This window comes from Aeromicrobium sp. S22 (genome assembly GCF_009661045.1).
GTDB lineage: Bacteria > Actinomycetota > Actinomycetes > Propionibacteriales > Nocardioidaceae > Aeromicrobium > Aeromicrobium yanjiei.
This window is the reverse complement of sequence record NZ_WJWV01000001.1, coordinates 1,399,543-1,416,701: the sequence shown is the minus strand read 5'-3', so window position 1 is coordinate 1,416,701 and position 17,159 is coordinate 1,399,543. Positions and strand designations below refer to the sequence as shown.

Annotated in this window: 14 protein-coding genes; 3 read left to right on the top strand and 11 right to left on the bottom strand. The window is 69.8% G+C overall.

Annotated features, from left to right (window positions below; translation table 11 throughout):
• Positions 1 to 56 precede the first annotated feature (56 nt).
• Positions 57 to 1,433 carry an aspartate aminotransferase family protein gene (locus GEV27_RS06960; RefSeq protein WP_153653224.1) on the top strand — a complete coding sequence of 459 codons (1,377 nt, stop codon included), beginning with the start codon at positions 57 to 59 and terminating at the stop codon, positions 1,431 to 1,433.
• Positions 1,434 to 1,490: 57 nt separating this feature from the next.
• Here GEV27_RS06960 and GEV27_RS06955 read toward each other — a convergent pair whose 3' ends face one another.
• The 4 genes from GEV27_RS06955 to GEV27_RS06940 are packed head-to-tail and all read right to left on the bottom strand — an operon-like array spanning position 1,491 to position 5,582.
• The gene (locus tag GEV27_RS06955; protein WP_153933752.1) at positions 1,491 to 2,318 is read right to left on the bottom strand and encodes an ABC transporter permease; all 828 of its coding nucleotides are present in this window, start codon (positions 2,316 to 2,318) and stop codon (positions 1,491 to 1,493) included.
• Positions 2,315 to 3,247: an ABC transporter permease gene (locus GEV27_RS06950; protein ID WP_243838717.1), complete on the bottom strand. Its 933-nt coding sequence runs from the start codon at positions 3,245 to 3,247 to the stop codon at positions 2,315 to 2,317. The genes GEV27_RS06955 and GEV27_RS06950 overlap by 4 nt, the downstream gene beginning before the upstream one ends.
• Positions 3,248 to 4,435: an ABC transporter ATP-binding protein gene (locus GEV27_RS06945; protein ID WP_153933751.1), complete on the bottom strand. Its 1,188-nt coding sequence runs from the start codon at positions 4,433 to 4,435 to the stop codon at positions 3,248 to 3,250. It abuts the gene before it with no gap.
• Complete coding sequence (locus tag GEV27_RS06940) at positions 4,419 to 5,582, bottom strand: spermidine/putrescine ABC transporter substrate-binding protein (protein WP_153933750.1); 1,164 nt, start codon at positions 5,580 to 5,582, stop codon at positions 4,419 to 4,421. Before GEV27_RS06940 ends, GEV27_RS06945 begins: the two co-directional genes overlap by 17 nt.
• A 157-nt stretch (positions 5,583 to 5,739) precedes the next feature.
• Between GEV27_RS06940 and GEV27_RS06935 the strand changes: the two genes are divergently transcribed.
• Positions 5,740 to 6,222 carry an Lrp/AsnC family transcriptional regulator gene (locus tag GEV27_RS06935; RefSeq protein WP_153653228.1) on the top strand — a complete coding sequence of 161 codons (483 nt, stop codon included), beginning with the start codon at positions 5,740 to 5,742 and terminating at the stop codon, positions 6,220 to 6,222.
• On the opposite strand, the gene GEV27_RS06930 is transcribed toward GEV27_RS06935, so the two are convergent.
• Together GEV27_RS06930 and GEV27_RS06925 are read right to left on the bottom strand one after the other, a co-directional pair.
• The gene (locus GEV27_RS06930) at positions 6,219 to 6,668 is read right to left on the bottom strand and encodes an AMP-binding protein (RefSeq protein WP_194839836.1); all 450 of its coding nucleotides are present in this window, start codon (positions 6,666 to 6,668) and stop codon (positions 6,219 to 6,221) included. The genes GEV27_RS06935 and GEV27_RS06930 overlap by 4 nt on opposite strands.
• On the bottom strand, positions 6,668 to 7,387 hold the full coding sequence (locus tag GEV27_RS06925; protein ID WP_153933749.1) for an enoyl-CoA hydratase: 720 nt from the start codon (positions 7,385 to 7,387) through the stop codon (positions 6,668 to 6,670). Before GEV27_RS06925 ends, GEV27_RS06930 begins: the two co-directional genes overlap by 1 nt.
• Before the next feature lie 55 nt (positions 7,388 to 7,442).
• Here GEV27_RS06925 and GEV27_RS06920 point away from each other — a divergent pair, with 55 nt between their 5' ends.
• On the top strand, positions 7,443 to 8,015 hold the full coding sequence (locus tag GEV27_RS06920) for a YdeI family protein (RefSeq protein ID WP_153933748.1): 573 nt from the start codon (positions 7,443 to 7,445) through the stop codon (positions 8,013 to 8,015).
• Between the two features lie 20 nt (positions 8,016 to 8,035).
• On the opposite strand, the gene rlmN is transcribed toward GEV27_RS06920, so the two are convergent.
• The 5 genes from rlmN to GEV27_RS06895 all read right to left on the bottom strand — a co-directional run bounded on the left by rlmN (position 8,036) and on the right by GEV27_RS06895 (position 16,980).
• A complete protein-coding gene (rlmN, locus tag GEV27_RS06915; RefSeq protein ID WP_153933747.1) occupies positions 8,036 to 9,175 on the bottom strand; it encodes a 23S rRNA (adenine(2503)-C(2))-methyltransferase RlmN in 1,140 nt (379 codons plus the stop codon).
• 135 nt (positions 9,176 to 9,310) lie between these two features.
• Positions 9,311 to 10,303, bottom strand: coding sequence for a putative zinc-binding metallopeptidase (locus GEV27_RS06910; protein WP_153653233.1), 993 nt, complete (start codon positions 10,301 to 10,303; stop codon positions 9,311 to 9,313).
• 43 nt (positions 10,304 to 10,346) lie between these two features.
• On the bottom strand, positions 10,347 to 11,237 hold the full coding sequence (locus GEV27_RS18235; RefSeq protein ID WP_309222084.1) for a transglutaminase family protein: 891 nt from the start codon (positions 11,235 to 11,237) through the stop codon (positions 10,347 to 10,349).
• Positions 11,234 to 13,690 carry a circularly permuted type 2 ATP-grasp protein gene (locus GEV27_RS06900; RefSeq protein ID WP_309222083.1) on the bottom strand — a complete coding sequence of 819 codons (2,457 nt, stop codon included), beginning with the start codon at positions 13,688 to 13,690 and terminating at the stop codon, positions 11,234 to 11,236. Before GEV27_RS06900 ends, GEV27_RS18235 begins: the two co-directional genes overlap by 4 nt.
• Positions 13,687 to 16,980, bottom strand: coding sequence for a DUF2126 domain-containing protein (locus GEV27_RS06895; RefSeq protein WP_153933746.1), 3,294 nt, complete (start codon positions 16,978 to 16,980; stop codon positions 13,687 to 13,689). Before GEV27_RS06895 ends, GEV27_RS06900 begins: the two co-directional genes overlap by 4 nt.
• Positions 16,981 to 17,159: the final 179 nt, after the last annotated feature.

Below are 17,159 nucleotides of genomic sequence, written 5' to 3'. Positions count from 1 at the left end.
GATCACGCGACGAAATCCCTTGTATTGACCCGGCCCCCCTCGTGATACTGGGAGACATGGACACCGAAGACTACGACCGCCTGCAGAAGGCCGGCAAGCGTCACCTCTGGATGCACTTCTCCCGCCACGGCGCGTACGACGACGACCACGACATCCCCGTCATCACCAAGGGCGACGGGATGCACATCTGGGACGCGAAGGGACGCAAGTACCTCGACGGTCTCGCGGGGCTGTTCGTCGTCCAGGTCGGGCACGGACGCGAGGAGCTCGCGCAGGCCGCGGCGAAGCAGGCCGCCGAGCTGCCGTTCTTCCCCATCTGGACCTTCGCCCACCCCAACGCGATCATGCTGGCCGAGCGCATCGCGTCGTACACCCCCGGCGACCTCAACCGGGTGTTCTTCACGACCGGGGGCGGTGAGGCCGTCGAGACCGCGTGGAAGGCCGCCAAGCAGTACTTCAAGCTGACCGGCAAGCCGCTCAAGACCAAGGTCATCAGCCGCCAGGTCGCCTATCACGGCACCCCGCACGGCGCACTGTCCATCACCGGCATCCCGGCGCTGAAGCAGATGTTCGAGCCGCTCGTGCCGTCGACCGTGCACGTGCCCAACACCAACTTCTACCGCGCCCCCGAGCACGGCGACGACCTCGAGGCGTTCGGGCGTTGGGCCGCCGACCGGATCGAGGACGCGATCCTGGCCGAGGGCCCCGACACGGTCGCCGCGGTGTTCCTCGAGCCCGTGCAGAACGCGGGCGGCTGCTTCCCGCCGCCGCCGGGCTACTTCCAGCGCGTCCGGGAGATCTGCGACCGCCACGACGTCCTGCTGGTCTCGGACGAGGTCATCTGCGCGTTCGGGCGCCTCGGCGAGATGTTCGGCGCGACCAAGTTCGGCTACCAGCCCGACATGATCACGTGCGCGAAGGGCCTGACCTCCGGCTACTCGCCGCTCGGCGCGATGATCGCGTCGGACCGCGTGATGGAGCCGTTCCTCGAGGGTCACAACTCCTTCGCCCACGGCTACACGTTCGGCGGCCACCCGGTCTCGACCGCGGTCGCGATGGCCAACCTCGACATCTTCGAGCGCGAGGACCTCAACGGGCACGTGCGCCGCAACGAAGGCGCGTTCCGCGGGACGCTGGAGAAGCTGCTCGATCTCGACATCGTCGGCGACGTCCGCGGTGACGGCTTCTTCTACGGCATCGAGCTGGTCAAGGACAAGGCGACCAAGGAGACGTTCGACGAAGAGGAGTCCGAGAAGCTGCTGCGCGGCTTCTTGACCAAGGCCCTGTTCGACAACGGCCTGTACTGCCGCGCTGACGACCGCGGAGACCCGGTCATCCAGCTGTCCCCGCCGCTGATCGCCGACCAGTCCCACTTCGACGAGATGGAGCAGATCCTCCGCGGCGTCCTCACCGACGCCCAGTCCCTCCTCTAGCCCGGGGTTGCCGGTTTCCCACGGGACCGTGGGAAACCGCCAACGGGCGCGGAGGCGTCAGGTGGCGAGGGCTTTGGCCTGGCGGCGGCGGGTGATCTCGACGAGCAGGACGATCGCGACGGAGATGAGGAACATGGCCGTGCCGATCACGTTGACCTCCATCGGCACACCTCGCTGGTTGGCGCCCCAGACGAACATCGGGAACGTCACCGACTGCCCCGCGTTGAGGTTGGTGATGATGAAGTCGTCGAACGACAGCGAGAAGCTCAGCAGCGCCGCCCCCACGATCCCGGGCAGCACGAGCGGGAACGTGACCCGCCAGAACGTCTGCGCCTCGGTCGCGTAGAGATCCATCGCGGCCTGCTCGAGATTCGCGTCGAGGCCGCTGAGCCGTGCCTTGACCGTCACGATGACGAAGGACAGGCAGAACATGATGTGCGCGATGAGGATCGTCCAGAAGCCCAGCTGACCACCGAAGCCCGACGACACGAACAGCGCCAGCAGCGACGAGCCCATGACGATCTCGGGCGAGGCCATCGGCAAGAAGATGATCAGATTGGCCGAGGACCGGCCCGCGAAGCGGTGGCGCACCAGCGCGAACGCCGCGAGCGTGCCCAGCAGCGTCGCGACCAGCGTCGCGAACAAGGCGATGCGGACGCTGAGCCACACCGAGTCGGCCATGCCGGGCGCCCAGTCGCCCGGGTGGATCCAATGCTCGAGCGTGAACTCCTGGAACTTGTAGACGTTGCGCGACCGGCTGCTGTCGTTGAAGCTCATCAGCACCACGACGGCGATCGGCACGAACGTGTAGACCAGCACCAGCAGGCCGAGACCGAGGACGAGGTGGTCGCCCAGCCAGCGCTTGGCACGGCGCACCCCGTTCATACGAGCTCCTCCGTCCCGGCCGTGCGTACGTAGACGAGCACGGCCGCGATGATGATCGCCATCAGGGTCACCGACAGCGCGCCGGCCGTCGCGTAGTCCAGTTGGGTGTTGAACAGGCTCTGGATCACGTTGCCGACCATGCGGGTGTTGGGATTGCCCAGCAGCTCGGCGTTGATGTAGTCGCCCGCGGCCGGGATGAACGTCAGCAGCGTGCCCGCCACCACCCCAGGGAGCGACAGCGGGAAGGTCACCTTGAAGAAGCCGCGGATCGGCGAGGCGTACAGATCGCTCGCCGCCTCGATCAGCCGGATGTCCACCTTCTCGAGGCTCGCGTAGAGCGGCAGCACCATGAACGGCAGGAAGTTGTACGTCAGGCCCGCGATCACCGCGAAGGGGGTGGCCAGCAGCCGGTCGTCGGTGCTCGTGAGCCCGAGCAGGTTGAGCAGGTTGGTCACGTGCAGCGCCTGCGCGATGCCGACCACCCAGCCGTCGTCGGCGAGGATCAGCTTCCACGAGAGCGTACGCAGCAGGAACGAGGTGAAGAACGGCGCGATGACCAGCACCAGCATGAGGTTCTTCCACCGGCCGGCCTTGAACGCGATCGCGTACGCCAGGACGTAGCCGAGCACGAGGCAGATCAGCGTGGCGGTGCCCGCGTACGCCAGCGAGCGCAGGATCTGGGCCTTGTACTGCCCGATCGCGTCGGCGAAGTTGGCGACGTGCCAGGTCATGTCGTAGCCGGTCAGCACCGAGCCGTCGGGGTCGTACAGGCTGGCCGAGACCAGGGAGTAGAACGGGATGACGAAGAACAGCCCGAGCCACAGGGCCGCGGGCAGGATCAGCCAGTAGCCGGTCAGCTTGCGCCCGCGCGGCGGCTGGGGCTTGACCTCGTGGGGATTGGCGGGTGCGATGCCGGCGGTGGAGGTCACTCAGTCCTCCTCGATCCCGGCCTTGGCGTCCTGGCTGGCGTCGAGCAGGAACGCGTACTCGGGCCGCCACGAGACGTCGACCCGCGTGCCGACCGGCAGCATGCCGCGGGCGCCGGTGTTCTGCTCGAACGCGAGGATCTCCTGCCCCCACGGCATCATCACGGTGTACTGCATGCTGACGCCGACGAAGCTGATCTCGGTGATGTGACCGCCCTCGAAGACGCTGCCGGGCACGTCGATCGGCTCACCGGCCGGAGCGATCAGGACCTTCTCCGGACGGATGCCGAGCCATCCCCGGCCCGAGTCCGAGTGGGCCCGGTCGCCGCGCACCGAGGCGGTCCCGCCGGGCATCGTGACCCTGACGTGGTCACCCTCGCGCCCCTGGATCTCCGCACCGATGAGATTGGACTGGCCGAGGAAGTTGGCGACGAACGTCGTGCGCGGGTTCTCGTACAGCTCGGTCGGCGCCCCCATCTGCTCGATCACGCCCTGGTTCATCACCGCGATCGTGTCGGCCATGGTCATGGCCTCCTCCTGGTCGTGCGTCACGTGCACGAACGTCAGGCCGACCTCGGTCTGGATGCGCTTGAGCTCGAGCTGCATGCCGCGGCGCAGCTTGAGGTCGAGCGCGCCGAGCGGCTCGTCGAGCAGGAGCACCTCGGGCTTGTTGATCAGGGCCCGCGCGAGCGCGACGCGCTGCTGCTGACCGCCGGAGAGCTGAGCCGGCTTCTTGTGCGCCTGCGAGGTCAGCTCGACCAGCTCGAGCATGTCGGCGACCTGCTTCTTGACGTCCTTGACGCCGCGGCGCTTGAGCCCGAAGGCGACATTGTCCGCGATCGACAGGTGCGGGAACAGCGCATAGTTCTGGAAGACCGTGTTGACCGGGCGCTTGTACGGCTTCTGGTACGTCACCTCGGTCTCGCCCAGGTGGATCGTGCCGGACGTCGGCGTCTCGAGCCCGGCCACCATGCGAAGCGTCGTGGTCTTGCCACACCCGGACGGACCGAGCAGGGCGAAGAACGAGCCCTGCGGCACGACCAGGTCGAGGGACTTGACCGCGGTGAACGTCGCGTACTCCTTGGTCAGCTGCGACAGGCGCAGGTCGCGGATCGGTCCGGGCTCCCCGGCCGGGGAGTCCTCCGCGGAGTGCTTGCCGGCCAGCTCCTGCTGCTCATGCACCTGTGACATCGGCAAAGTCTCCTTCGTAGGTACGCATCGTGGCCTCGTCGAGAGCCATGAAGCGGTGGGTCTTGTCGAGGGTCTCCGACGTCGGGAAGATCAGCTCGTTCTCGACGTTGTCGGGGTTGACCTTCTCCATGGCCTCCTGCGCGCCCTTGACGGGGCAGATGTAGGAGTTGTAGTCGGCGAGCTTCGCGGCCACCTCGGGCTGGTAGTAGTAGTCGATCCACTTCTCGGCATTGCCCTGGTGGGTCGCGAGATTGGGCACCAGCATGTTGTCGGCCCAGATGATGATCCCCTCCTCGGGCGGGATCCAGACCAGGTTCTCGTCGCCGGCGTTGGCGATGTCACCCGACCACGCCTCGCACGCCACGATGTTGCCCGCCGCGAGGTCCTGCACGTACGAGTTGCCGGTGAACGAGCGGACCTGCCCGTCGCTGCGGGCCTTCTTCAGCAGGTCGATCGCGTTCTGCCACTGGGTGCCGTCGAACTTCTCCGGATCCGCCCCGTTGATCAGCAGCAGGAAGGCCATGGTGTCGCGCATCTCGGTGAGCAGCGAGATGCGGCCGCGGAGGTCCTTGCGGGTCAGCAGCTCCTCGAACGACTTGATCTCGCCGACCTTGGCCTTGTTGTACGCGATGCCGGTCAGCCCGCTCTGCCACGGCGCGGAGTACTCGCGCTTGGGATCCCAGTCGGGCGACTTCAGCGAGTCCAGGATGTTGGCGTGCAGGTTGGGCACCTTGGACGCGTCGAGCTTCTGTATCCAGCCGACCTGGATCATCCGGGCGGCCATCCAGTCGGTCAGGGCGAAGAGATCACGCTTGGACGAGCTGCACGAGCCCAGCTGGTTGGAGACCTTGGCGAAGAACTCGTTGTTGTCGTTGACGTCGGCGGTGTACGACACCTTGATGCCGGTGTCCTTCTCGAACTGCGTCTTGGTCGAGACGTAGTCCTTGTCGTCCTCGTCGATGTACTCGGGCCAGTTGGAGAAGACCAGGCGCTTGTCGTCGGCCGACATGTCCTTCGTGCTGCACGTCGCCGGGTCCTGCTCGCGGTCGGGGGTGTTGAAGCCGTACTTGAGGGCCACCCCGCTCAGGCCGAGTGCGGCTGCTCCACCCACGCCCTTCAGCACCGTCCGCCGGTCCACACCCGCCATGCGCCACCCTCAGTTCTCCCCGTGTCCACGCATACTCGCAACTTCGTGGACTCAGCACAAGGGAATCCGCCGTTAAGAGTGTGTTTCGCCATGGAAAGCGTCATCTGTGCGAGTCAGAGTGTCGAGAACGTCACCCGGGTGGGGCATGATGTCGGGCATGACCGAGCGCAAGTCGACTCCCGCCCGCGGCCAGACCCCCCTCGACGAGACGGCGAAGCGCATCATCGAGCTGCTCCAGGACGACGGCCGGCTGTCGTACTCGGCCATCGCGAAGGAGGTGGGCCTCTCGGAGGCAGCCGTCCGGCACCGCGTGCAGAAGCTCATCGAGGGCGGCGTGATGCAGGTCGTCGCGGTGACCGACCCGTTGCAGATGGGCTTTGCCCGCCAGGCGATGATCGGCATCAAGGTCAGCGGCCGGGTCCGCGAGGTCGCCGCCGAGCTCGCAGAGATGGACAAGCTCGACTACATCGTCATCACCACGGGACGCTTCGACATCCTCGCCGAGCTGGTCGCCGAGAGCGACGACGAGCTGCTCGACATCGTCTCGGAGCAGATCAGCGCGATGGACCGGGTCGTCACGACCGAGACGTTCGTCTACCTGCGCCTGGAGAAGCAGACGTACGCGTGGGGCGTGCGCTAGCCGATCGTCCTGCCGGCCTCGAGCACCTCGAGGATGTCGCCGAACGCCGCGCGCATCAGCTCCTCGTAGCCGTCCGGGTCGTCGGCCGGCGCCGGGTGGGGCTCCACTCGGCCGGCCTTGACGAGCAGGTCCCAGGCCACCTCGGTCGCGGGCGCGTGCAGCACGGGAGGTGTCCCGACCAGGCGGAAGTCGGCGGAGTCCGCCGGAATCGCGCCGATGCGGGCCATCGCGAGGACCGTCACGACGAGGTCCCGGCCTGGAGGGAGGTCGACCGTCACGAACGTGCCGGCCTCGATCCCCATGTGATGCAGACCCGCACCGATGCTCGCGGACTCGTGCAGCAGCTCGGCGTACGACGTGGTGCCGCGCTCGTCGCTGATCGCGATCTCGTCGGCGCGCCCGTGGATCACGTGGGCGTCGAGGATGCGAAAGACCAGGCTCGTCATCATCGCCCCTCGAAGACGGGGGCACGCTTCTCGAGCCGGGCCTGTGCGGCCTCCTGCACGTCCGCGCTCTCCCAGACGGCGTGGAAGCCCTTCTCGATCGCCGCGTCGTCCTCGTAGACGTCGTTGAGCACGCGCTTGTTGTGCGCGATCGTCAGCGGCGCGAGGGCGGCGAGCTCGTGCGCCCACGCGATCGCGTACTTCAGCGCGCCGTGCGCGTCGGCCAGCCCGCACTCGAGCGCCTCCTTGCGGTCCAGCGACTCCCCCGCGAGCAGCAGGCGGCGGGCGCGGCCCGTGCCGGCGAGCTTCTCGAGCGTACGGATCGTCCAGGCGTCGACGGCCATCGCGTTGCGGACGACCGGCACCGCGAACTTGGCCTTGTCGTCCACGACCCGCAGGTCGCAGGCCATGGCCAGCTGGGTGCCGGCGCCGATCGCGGGCCCGTTGACCGCCGCGATGATCGGCACGGGCAGCTGAGTGAGGTGGTGCAGCATCCCGTAGAGCGCGGTGAGGAAGTCAGAGCCGTAGACGCCGCCGAGATCGGCGCCCGAGCAGAAGGCCGAGCCCTTGCCGGTGATGACCAGGACGCGGGCGCCGTCGTCGACGGCCTCGTCCGCGGCACGCCGGATGGCGTCACACAGCTCGAGGTTGAGCGCGTTGCGCCGGTCCTCGCGCTGCAGCTCGATGACGACGACGTCCTTGTCGCGGGTGCTGGCGATCATGCACCCACGGTATCGATGGTGGCCACCTGTCGGTGCCCGGGCCTAGCCTGATCCCATGGTGAGCTTTGACGCCAAGCCGGTCCTCGACCTCACCCTCGCCGAGTGGGAGGCCTACCTCGAGGGCGCCCCGAGCGACGACGGCGTGCGGCTCAAGCTGCGCAAGAAGACCTCGTCAGCGCCGGGGATCACGTGGTCGGAGGCGCTCGACGTCGCGCTGTGCCACGGCTGGATCGACGGACAGTCCAAGCGGCTCGACGACGACTACACGCTGCAGGCGTTCACGCCCCGCCGCCGCAACAGCCCGTGGTCGCAGATCAACGTGGAGCACGTCGCCAGGCTGACCGATGAGGGCCGCATGCGCCCCGGCGGACTCGCGGAGGTCGAGCGGGCCAAGGGCGACGGCCGATGGGACGCGGCCTACCGCGTCAAGGGTGCCACCGCGCCGCCGGACCTCCAGGCGGCGCTCGACGCCGACCCGGCCGCAGCCGCGTACCTCGCGTCGCTGACCAAGGCGGAACGGTTCCGCATCTACTTCCGGCTGTCGACCATCAAGACGCCGGCCGTCCGCGCGGCGCGCATCCGCGACGTCGTCGAGAAGGCCGCCCGCGGCGAGCAGCGCTACCGCTGACCGCCCCGGTCGTCGGGCGCCTAGACCTCGACGGCCGCGAGCTGGCCGCAGGCCCCGTCGATGTCGCTGCCGCGGGTGTCGCGGACCGTGGTCGGGATGCCCTTCGCGATGAGGCGTCGGACGAACTCGCGCTCGTCCTCGGGACGCGACGCGGTCCACATCGAGCCCGGCGTCGGGTTGAGCGGGATCAGGTTGACGTGCACCCAGCCCCAGTCGCCGTACGACTGCAGGACGTCGCCGAGCAGGTCGGCGCGCCAGGCCTGGTCGTTGATGTCCTTGATCATCGCGTACTCGATCGACACGCGACGCTTGGTCTTCTGGGCGTACTCCCACGCCGCCTCGACCGCCTCGTGGACCGACCAGCGGGTGTTGATCGGGACCAGCTCGTTGCGCAGCTCGTCGTCGGGGGCGTGCAGCGACAGCGCGAGCGTGACGGGGATGCCCTCGTCGGCGAGCTGCTTCATGCGCGGCACCAGGCCCACGGTGCTGACGGTGATGTTGCGGGCCGACATGCCGAGGCCGTCCGGTGCGGGCGCGACCATGCGCCGCACCGCGCCGATGACCGCCTTGTAGTTGGCCATCGGCTCGCCCATGCCCATGAACACGACGTTGGACAGCCGTCCCGGGCCGCCGGCGATCTCGCCGCGGGCCATCTTGCCGGCCGCGTCGACGACCTGGTCGACGATCTCGGCGGTGCTCATGTTGCGCTGGAGGCCGCCCTGGCCGGTCGCGCAGAACGGGCAGGCCATGCCGCAGCCGGCCTGGCTGGAGACGCAGATCGTCGCCCGCTCGGAGTAGCGCATCAGGACCGACTCGACGAGGGCCCCGTCGAAGAGCTTCCACAGGTTCTTGACCGTGGCGCCCTTGTCGGCCTCCATCGTGCGGACCGGGTTGAGCAGCGTCGGCAGCAGCTCGGCGACGATGCGGTCGCGGCTCGCCGCCGGCAGGTCGGTCATGTTGGCCGGGTCGCGCTCGAGCCGGCCGAAGAAGTGGTGGGCGACCTGCTTGACACGGAACGCCGGCTCGCCGAGCGCCGCGGCGGCAGCCGTACGCTCCTCGGCGGTCAGGTCGGCGAGGTGACGCGGGGGCTTGGCACGACCGCGCTTCTGCTCGAAGACGAGCGGAAGCGGGTTGGGGTTGACAGAGGACACGTCCGCCATTGTCTCACCCCACCCCCAACGCCCCCCAATCCGCGAGTGGCGCAACCCGAGCCGCGACCGGCGCAAGCTGGAGAAACTGAGACGGCGTGTCGTCGACTTCTGCGCCAGTCGCGGTGCGGGGTGCGCCAGTGGCGGTCAGGCGCGAGCGGCCCGCGGGAGGTCGGCGACGAACTGGAGCTTCTCCAGGACCGGCGTCGGGATCACGAACGGGTAGAGCGGCGGCTTGCCCATGCTGCGGTTGATCTGGTTGAGCGCGATGCTCAGCGGGATCCACACGCCGATCACGAGGTCACGGAACGACGTGAACGTCTGCGGGCTCGCGACGGTCGCCAGTCCGTACGCCGACGCGGTCTCGATCGTGTCGCAGATGTGCATGTAGTGCGCGAACGTCTCGGCGAAGTCCTCGAACGGGTGCATCGTGGCGTACATGCTGATGAAGTTCTTCTCCCACCCCGCCGGCGGTCCCTCGGAGTAGTGCCGGTCGATCGCGTCGGCGTAGCTCTCCTCCTCGTTGCCGAACAGCTCCCGGGCCGTGCCGATGAGGTCCCCCCGGACGTGCTGCCACTCGATGTAGTGACCGATCTCGTGGCGGAAGTGACCCAGCATCGTGCGGTAGGGCTCGTCGAGGTTGACCCGCACCTTCTCGCGGTGCAGGTCGTCGCTCTCGGCCAGGTCGAGCGTGATGACGCCGCTGTCGTGACCCGTGACGACCTTCTCCTCGACGCTGGACAGCAGGTCGAACGCGAGCCCGTTCACCTCGTCCTCGGTACGCGGCACGATCGGGAAGCCGAGCGTGTCGAGCTCGACGATCAGGCGGCGCTTGGCCTCCTCGGCGACCTTGTACTCGCGCAGGCCCACGACGTCCTCGTCGCTCGGACGCGTGCGGGTCAGCCCGCAGCAGAAGCAGAACCCCCCGGGGAACTCGGTGAGCCACGTGCAGCCCGACAGGTTGAGGTTCTTGCAGACGTGCCAGATGCTTCCGTCCGCGTCGACGTACTGCCCCTTGCCGTCGACCGGGACGATGGCCCGCTCGGTGCGGGAGAAGCCGAGGTTGGTCTTGCACGAGACGCAGACCGAGTTCTCGAAGTACAGGGCGTTGCCGCACACGCGGCAGGAGAAGGCTTTCACCGGACCAGTGTTTCAGGCCGTCACCAAAGCGCGACCGCTGGCGCTACTCGGCATCCTCGACGGGTGCCACGTCGACCTCGACCCGCAGCGTCGACGTCTTGGCCTCGGTGAAGATCACCCCCTTCACGGGAGGGACGTCGCCGTAGTCGCGACCCCACGCGACCGTCACGTAGCGGTCGTTGACGAGCTGGTCGTTGGTCGGGTCGACCGCGAGCCAGCCGTCCCCGGGCAGCCACACCGCGAGCCAGGCGTGCGTCGCGTCGGCGCCCACGATCCGCTCCTTGCCCGGCGGCGGTGTCGTCGCCAGGTAGCCGCTGACGTACCGCGCCGCGAGGCCGTGGGACCGCAGCCCCGCCAGCATGAGGTGGGCGAAGTCCTGGCACACGCCGGCCCGCTTCGCGAAGATGTCGGGGACCGTCGTGGACACGGTCGTCGCGGTCTTGTCGTAGCGGAAGTCGCGATGGACGCGGCGCATGACCTCGACCACCGCCTCCCCCGCGGGCCGACCGGGCGTCAGCGACTCCGCGACGTACGCGTGTGCCTCCGCGGTCTGCTCGGCGAGCGGCGAGGCCAGCGCGAGGTCCTGCGCCCGCCAGGCGTCGCCGACATCGGGCCGCGCGGCCGGACGCGCGAGCTCCCACGGGGTCGCCAGCGCCTCCTCGGAGTGCTCCTCCCCCGTCACCTCGACCTCGCTCGTCGCCAGGATGTCGAGGACCCGGTGCGGCTCGACCACCTGGAAGTACGTCGTGGTGTTGCCGTAGTAGTCCAGGTCGTCGGTGCGGTCGGGCGTCGCGGGCGTCAGCACGAGATCGTGAGCCAGCACCTGCTGCCACGGCAGCTGCCGCGGCACGAGGTACGCGATGCCGAGGCTGTCGGTGACGTCGTCGTCGTACGAGTACGTGGTCCGGTGCGAGATCCGGTAACGGCGGCTCACTCGGTCACCGTCGCGAAGCCGAATGAGCGCGGGACGGGGCCGGCGGCGAAGTGGAGCTCACCCACGGCGTCCGCGAACCGGGTCAGCTGGCCGATGCAGCCCGCGAGGAACCGCTCGAGATTGGGCCGGTGCTCCCCCTCGATCGCGGTCAGCGCGGCGATCTCGGCGCGGGCGAGCTCGTCGGCGAGATCGTCCAGCAGCCGTTCGGGCCGGGTCGAACCGGTCGACTCGGGCATCCCGGCCAGGTGCGTACGCATCTCGGCGATCCCGAACGCCAGCGAGCGGGGGTTGTCCGCGTCCAGCAGGAGCAGCTCGAGGACGCCCGCGAGGCGCACGTAGCCCCGGTATCGGCGGCGGTGCGTGACCGCGCTCTCCGACGCCGACAGCACGGCCTGGTGGACCTCGCGGTCGACGTCGATGCCTCGCCGGGTCGTCGCCGTGGCACCCAGCAGGTGGCACAGCTGGAGCGCCCGCTCGACGGCCCGGCCGGTGCCGATCATGTGCCAGCCCGGGTCACGCACCATGTTGGCCGTGACGCCCTGCAGCGACAGGATGCCGGTCAGCATCTGCCCCGCGCTCTCGGCGACCTGGTGGCTGTAGGGGTACGTCGTGAGGTTCGCGGCGGCGCGGTCGGTCCAGCCGAATGCGTGCCAGGTGTCGGGCGAGAGCTGGTCGCGGACGCTCTGGGCCGCGTCCCGCAGGGCACTGACCGACTGGGCGACGGACCCGGGCCGGTGTGCGTCCAGCAGCAGCGAGCGGAAGTTGTCGTCCAGCTGGCCCGGACCGAACGGGGAGCCGCTCAGCCGTTGGATCGCGGACATCATCACAGCCAGGCTCGCGCCGCCCGCGGTGTGCGGCCGGGTGCGGAAGTCCTCGGCGCGCGAGTGCGTCGTCAGGACCAGGCGCAGCATGTCCTCGGCCCGATCGGCGTAGCGCCCGAACCAGAACATGTCCTCCAGGACGCGCGGCATCATCGCGGCGGGCGCGCGGACGTTGGTCAGCGCCATGACGTCCATCAGGCCTTGGTCCGGCGTCTCGGGACGGTCCTTCAGGACCCAGACGTCCTTGCTCGAGACGGCCTCACCCGCCTCGTACACGTTGGCCAGGCCGCCCACGAGCGGCCGATAGGTCGAGCCGTAGCGCAGCGTGAACGTCCTGAGCGTGACGGCCTGCGGCTCGACACCGCGGGCAGCCAGGGTCGGCGACTGCGACAGCGGGAGCATCTCCTGGCCGACGTAGCGGTGCGGCTCCGCAAGGATCGCTTCGCGCAGACGGTCCCGGGACAGCCCGGTGGGATCGACCGAGTGGTCGATCGCCTTCACGACCAGGCCGTCGAGGTTGTCCAGCACGTACGCCCTGGAGCGCTCGTCGCCGGCCCAGTGGGTCGCCACCGACGGCAGGCGCAACGGCTCGTCCAGCAGCAGCTCGCACATCGCGGACATGAACGGCAGCAGGCCCGGGTTCTCCAGGACGCCCGCGCCGAGCCCGTTGACGACGCGCACCGAGCCGCGGCGGACCGCCTCGGTCAGGCCGGCGACCCCCAGCTGGGAGCCCTTGCGCAGCTCCAGCGAGTCGCTCCAGTCGGCATCGACCCGTCGCAGGATCACGTCGACCCGCTCGAGCCGGCCGAAGACCCGCATCCAGACCGCGCCCTCGCGCATCACCAGGTCGCTGCCCTCGACGAGCGGGAAGCCCAGGCTCGACGCGACGAACGCCTGGTCGTACGCGGTCTCGGAGTGCGTGCCCGGCGACAGCACGACCACCCGGGGGTTGGGCGCGTGCCCGGGAGCCGAGTCGATCAGGGTCGAGCGCAGCGCCTGGAAGAACGGCGCCATGCGGTGCAGGCCGGCCTGGCGGTAGAGCTCGGGCAGGACCCGAGAGATGACGCGCCGGTTCTCCATCGCGTAGCCGATGCCGGACGGGGCCTGGGCGCGGTCGGCGATGACCTGCCACTCCCCGGCCGCGGTACGCCCGAGGTCGGCCGCGGCCAGGAGCAGCGGGTGCGGGTCGCGGGCGGAGGACCGCGCGCAGACGCGCAGGAAGCCCTGGTGGGCGAAGACCAGCGCGGGCGGGAGCACCCCGCTCGACAGCAGCCGCTGCGGGCCGTAGAGGTCGACCAGGATCGCGTTGAGCAGCTCGGTGCGCTGCGCGAGACCCACCTCGAGCGGCGCCCACTCCGCGGCGTCGACGATGAGCGGGACGGGGTCGAGCCGCCACGGCCCGGGCTCCTGCTCGGGGTACGTGTAGGTGACCCCGTCGTTGGTCAGGAAACGCTCGATGTCGCCGCCGACGCGGCGCAGGTCGGCCTCGGTGAGCTGGACCGCGCTCTCGGCCAGCAGACGCCAGCTTGGGCGCAGCGTGCCGTCGGGGGCGACCACCTCGTCGTACCTCGCCTGCCCCCCGGTCAGCGTCGGCTGGGTGACCGTCGTGGCGTAGTCGCGAAGTGCCGTCACTGCGCGGCACCACGGAACGGCGTGACGCGGCGCAGGTCGAGCGTGTGCGGGTACTCGTCGCTGGCCGCCCGGCGGCCGGCCTCCCGCAGCGCCGCGACGTCGAGCCGTCCCGCGGAGTGCCCGAACGGCTCGAACCGGCTGGACCGGCGGGCCTCCGCCTCGCGCGCGTTGATCGGCGGGTGCTCGTGGGCCCGGCCCCCGGGGTGGACGACGTGGTAGGTCGCACCGCCGAGCGAGACCCCCGAGCCGGCGTCGACCACGTCGAACCTCAGCGGCGCGTGCACGCCGATCGACGGGTGCAGCGCGGACGGCGGCTGCCAGGCGCGATAGCGGACCCCGGCGAAGTACTCGCCGGCGACGCCGGTCGGGGTCAGGGGCACGGGAACACCCTGACAGGTCACCAGGTGCTGGTGGGGCTGGACGCCGCGCACCGTGACCTGGAGGCGCTCGACCGACGAGTCGACGTACCGCGCCATGCCGCCGGACGTCGCCTCCTCGCCCAGGACGTGCCACGGCTCGATCGCCGAGCGCAGCTCGAGCTCCACGTCGCCCGCGCGGGCCACACCGATGCGCGGGAACCGGAACTCCGTGAACGGGTCCAGCCAGGACGCCTCGAAGTCGATGCCGTGCTCGCGCAGATCGGCCACCACGGAGGCGATGTCGCGGATCGCGCCCTGCGGCAGCAGGAAGTCCTCGTGCAGGGCGGTGCCCCAGCGCACCAGAGGTGCTCGGTATGGCTTCTCCCAGAAGCGAGCAATCAGGGAACGCACCAACAGGCTTTGGACGAGTGCCATCTGCGGGTGCGGCGGCATCTCGAAGCCGCGCAGCTCGAGCAGGCCGAGCCGGCCCCGGGACGAGTCCGGGCTGTACATCTTGTCGACGCAGAACTCGGCGCGGTGCGTGTTGCCCGTGAGGTCCGTCAGCAGGTGCCGCAGCGCGCGGTCCACCAGCCACGGCCGGGTCTCCTCGGTCTCGGCGGTCAGCCGGTCGATCTCCTGGAACGCGATCTCCGCCTCGTACAACGACTCGGGGCGGCCCTCGTCGAACCGCGGCGCCTGGCTCGTGGGCCCGATGAACCGGCCCGAGAACAGATACGACAGCGACGGGTGCCGTTGCCAGTACGTGATGAGGCTGACCAGCAGGTCAGGACGCCGCAGCATCGGCGATGCCGCCGCCTCGTGGCCGCCGAGGGTGATGTGGTTGCCGCCGCCGGTGCCCGTGTGGACGCCGTCGAGGTCGAACTTCTCGGTCGTGAGCCGGGCCCGGCGCGCGATGTCGTACAGGGTCGTGGTGAGGTCGCGCAGCTCGGACCACGACGCCGTCGGGTGCACGTTGACCTCGATCACGCCGGGGTCGCTGGCCACCACGAGCTGGGTCAGGCGGGGATCTGGCGGCGGACCGTAGCCCTCGATGACGACTCGCTGACCGAGCCTCGTCGCGGCCGTGTCGATCACGTGCAGCAGGTCCGCGTAGTCCTCGAGGCGCTCGGTCGGCGGGAGGAAGACGTGCACGAAGCCCGCGCGTGCCTCGACGGTCAGAGCCGTCGTCGGCTCCTTGACCGGGTCGACGACGGGGACGGACGGGATGCGCGGGTCGAGGCGGGGGCCGGCCTCGACGTACGACGCGTCGCCGGACGCACGCGGGTCCTCCCACGTGATCGACGACAAGGGCAGGCGCAGGCCGATCGCCGAGGTGCCCGGCAGCAGCACGATGCGTCCGCGGCGAAGGGACCAGTCGGGACTCGTCCACTCCTCCCCCGTGACCAGCGGGAGCACCCAGCCGGTCGGCTCGGTCACCTGTGCGTCGAGCTCCGCCGCGAGATCGGGCGTCGGGGCGAGGGGATCGATGCCGGGGCGATCGCCGTCGGGCCGGCGCAGGTCGTTGACGAGATCGGTGAGCGGGTCCTCGTACGCTCCGCGGAGCTGCTCGGGCGGCAGGCCCAGCAGGCGGGTGACCTCGCCGGCGAGGGCCGCGGCGCGTACCGGGGCGTCGTCCTCCGCCGAGGACTCGTCCCACGGGTCGGCGAGCAGAGCGGGATCGGACCACAGGCTCTCGCCGTCGCCGCGCCACTGCAGGGCGATCTGCCAGCGCGGCAGCTCCTCGCCGGGATACCACTTGCCCTCACCGCGATGCACCACGCCGCCACCTGCGTACACCTCGCGCAGCCGCTCGGCCAGCTCGCTGGCCTTGACGCGCTTGGCGGGTCCGTCGGCCTGGGTGTTCCACTGCGGTGAGGTCACGTCCTCCAGGCCCACGAACGTCGGCTCACCGCCCTGGGTCAGACGCACGTCGCCGGCCTCGAGGCGTACGTCGATCGCCTCGCCCAGGTCGTCGATGCGCTGCCACTCGGCGTCCGTGTAGGGCTTCGTGACGCGGGGGTCCTCGTGGATGCGGCTGACCGTGTTGTGGAACGAGAAGTCCACGCCCGCCCGCTCCATCAGCATGCCGGAGATCGGCGCTGCCGACGACGGGTGCGGCGTGGCCGACAGGGGGATGTGCCCCTCGCCGGCGAACAGCGACGAGGTGGGGTCCAGGCCGATCCAGCCGGCGCCCGGGACGAAGACCTCGGCCCACGCGTGCAGATCGGTGAAGTCCTCGGTCGGGCCGCTCGGGCCGTCGAGGGCCTCGGTGTCGGAGGCGAGCTGGACGAGGTAGCCCGACACGAAGCGGGCCGCGAGGCCGTACTGCCGCAGCAGCGAGACCAGCAGCCACGAGCTGTCGCGGCACGAGCCGATGCCGCGGCGCAGGGTCTCGTCGGGGCTCTGGACGCCCGCCTCCATGCGCACCGAGTAGCCGACTGCGCGATAGACCGCCGCGTTGAGCTGCACGAGGAACGGCACCATGGCCATCCCGTCCTCGGGCAGGTCGGGGAGCGTCTGCTTGAACTCGGTCACGAGCGGGCCGGGGGCGTCGGCGTCCGCCTCGCCCACCGGTCGCAGGTACGGAGCGAGATCCGCCGCGAGCGACGGCTCGTACGAGAAGGGGTACGTCTCGGCATACTCCTCGATGAAGAAGTCGAACGGGTTCACGACCATCATGTCGGCGACCAGACCGACAGTGATGTCGAGGGTCGAGACCTTCTCGGGGAAGACCAGGCGCGCCAACCAGTTGCCGAACGGGTCCTGCTGCCAGTTGACGAAGTGATTCGCGGGGCTGACCGTCAGCGAGTACGCCTCGATCGGCGTCCGGCTGTGCGGTGCGGGCCGCAGTCGGACGACATGGGGACCCAGCTCGACCGGTCGCTCGAACTCGTACGTGGTGCGGTGCTCCAGGGCGACCTTGATCGACATGCCTCAAGGGTGCCCGGGCGGCTCGGCGCGCACTCCACCGGGCTCCACCCTCGCCCACGAGTCACGCACGGACGCCGACGAGTCACCTGCAACCGCTGACGAGTCGCGTACGGACGGTCGCGAGTCACGCACGAAAGGCGACGAGTCACGTACGGGGGCGCGTCTCCCGCGTAGGTGAC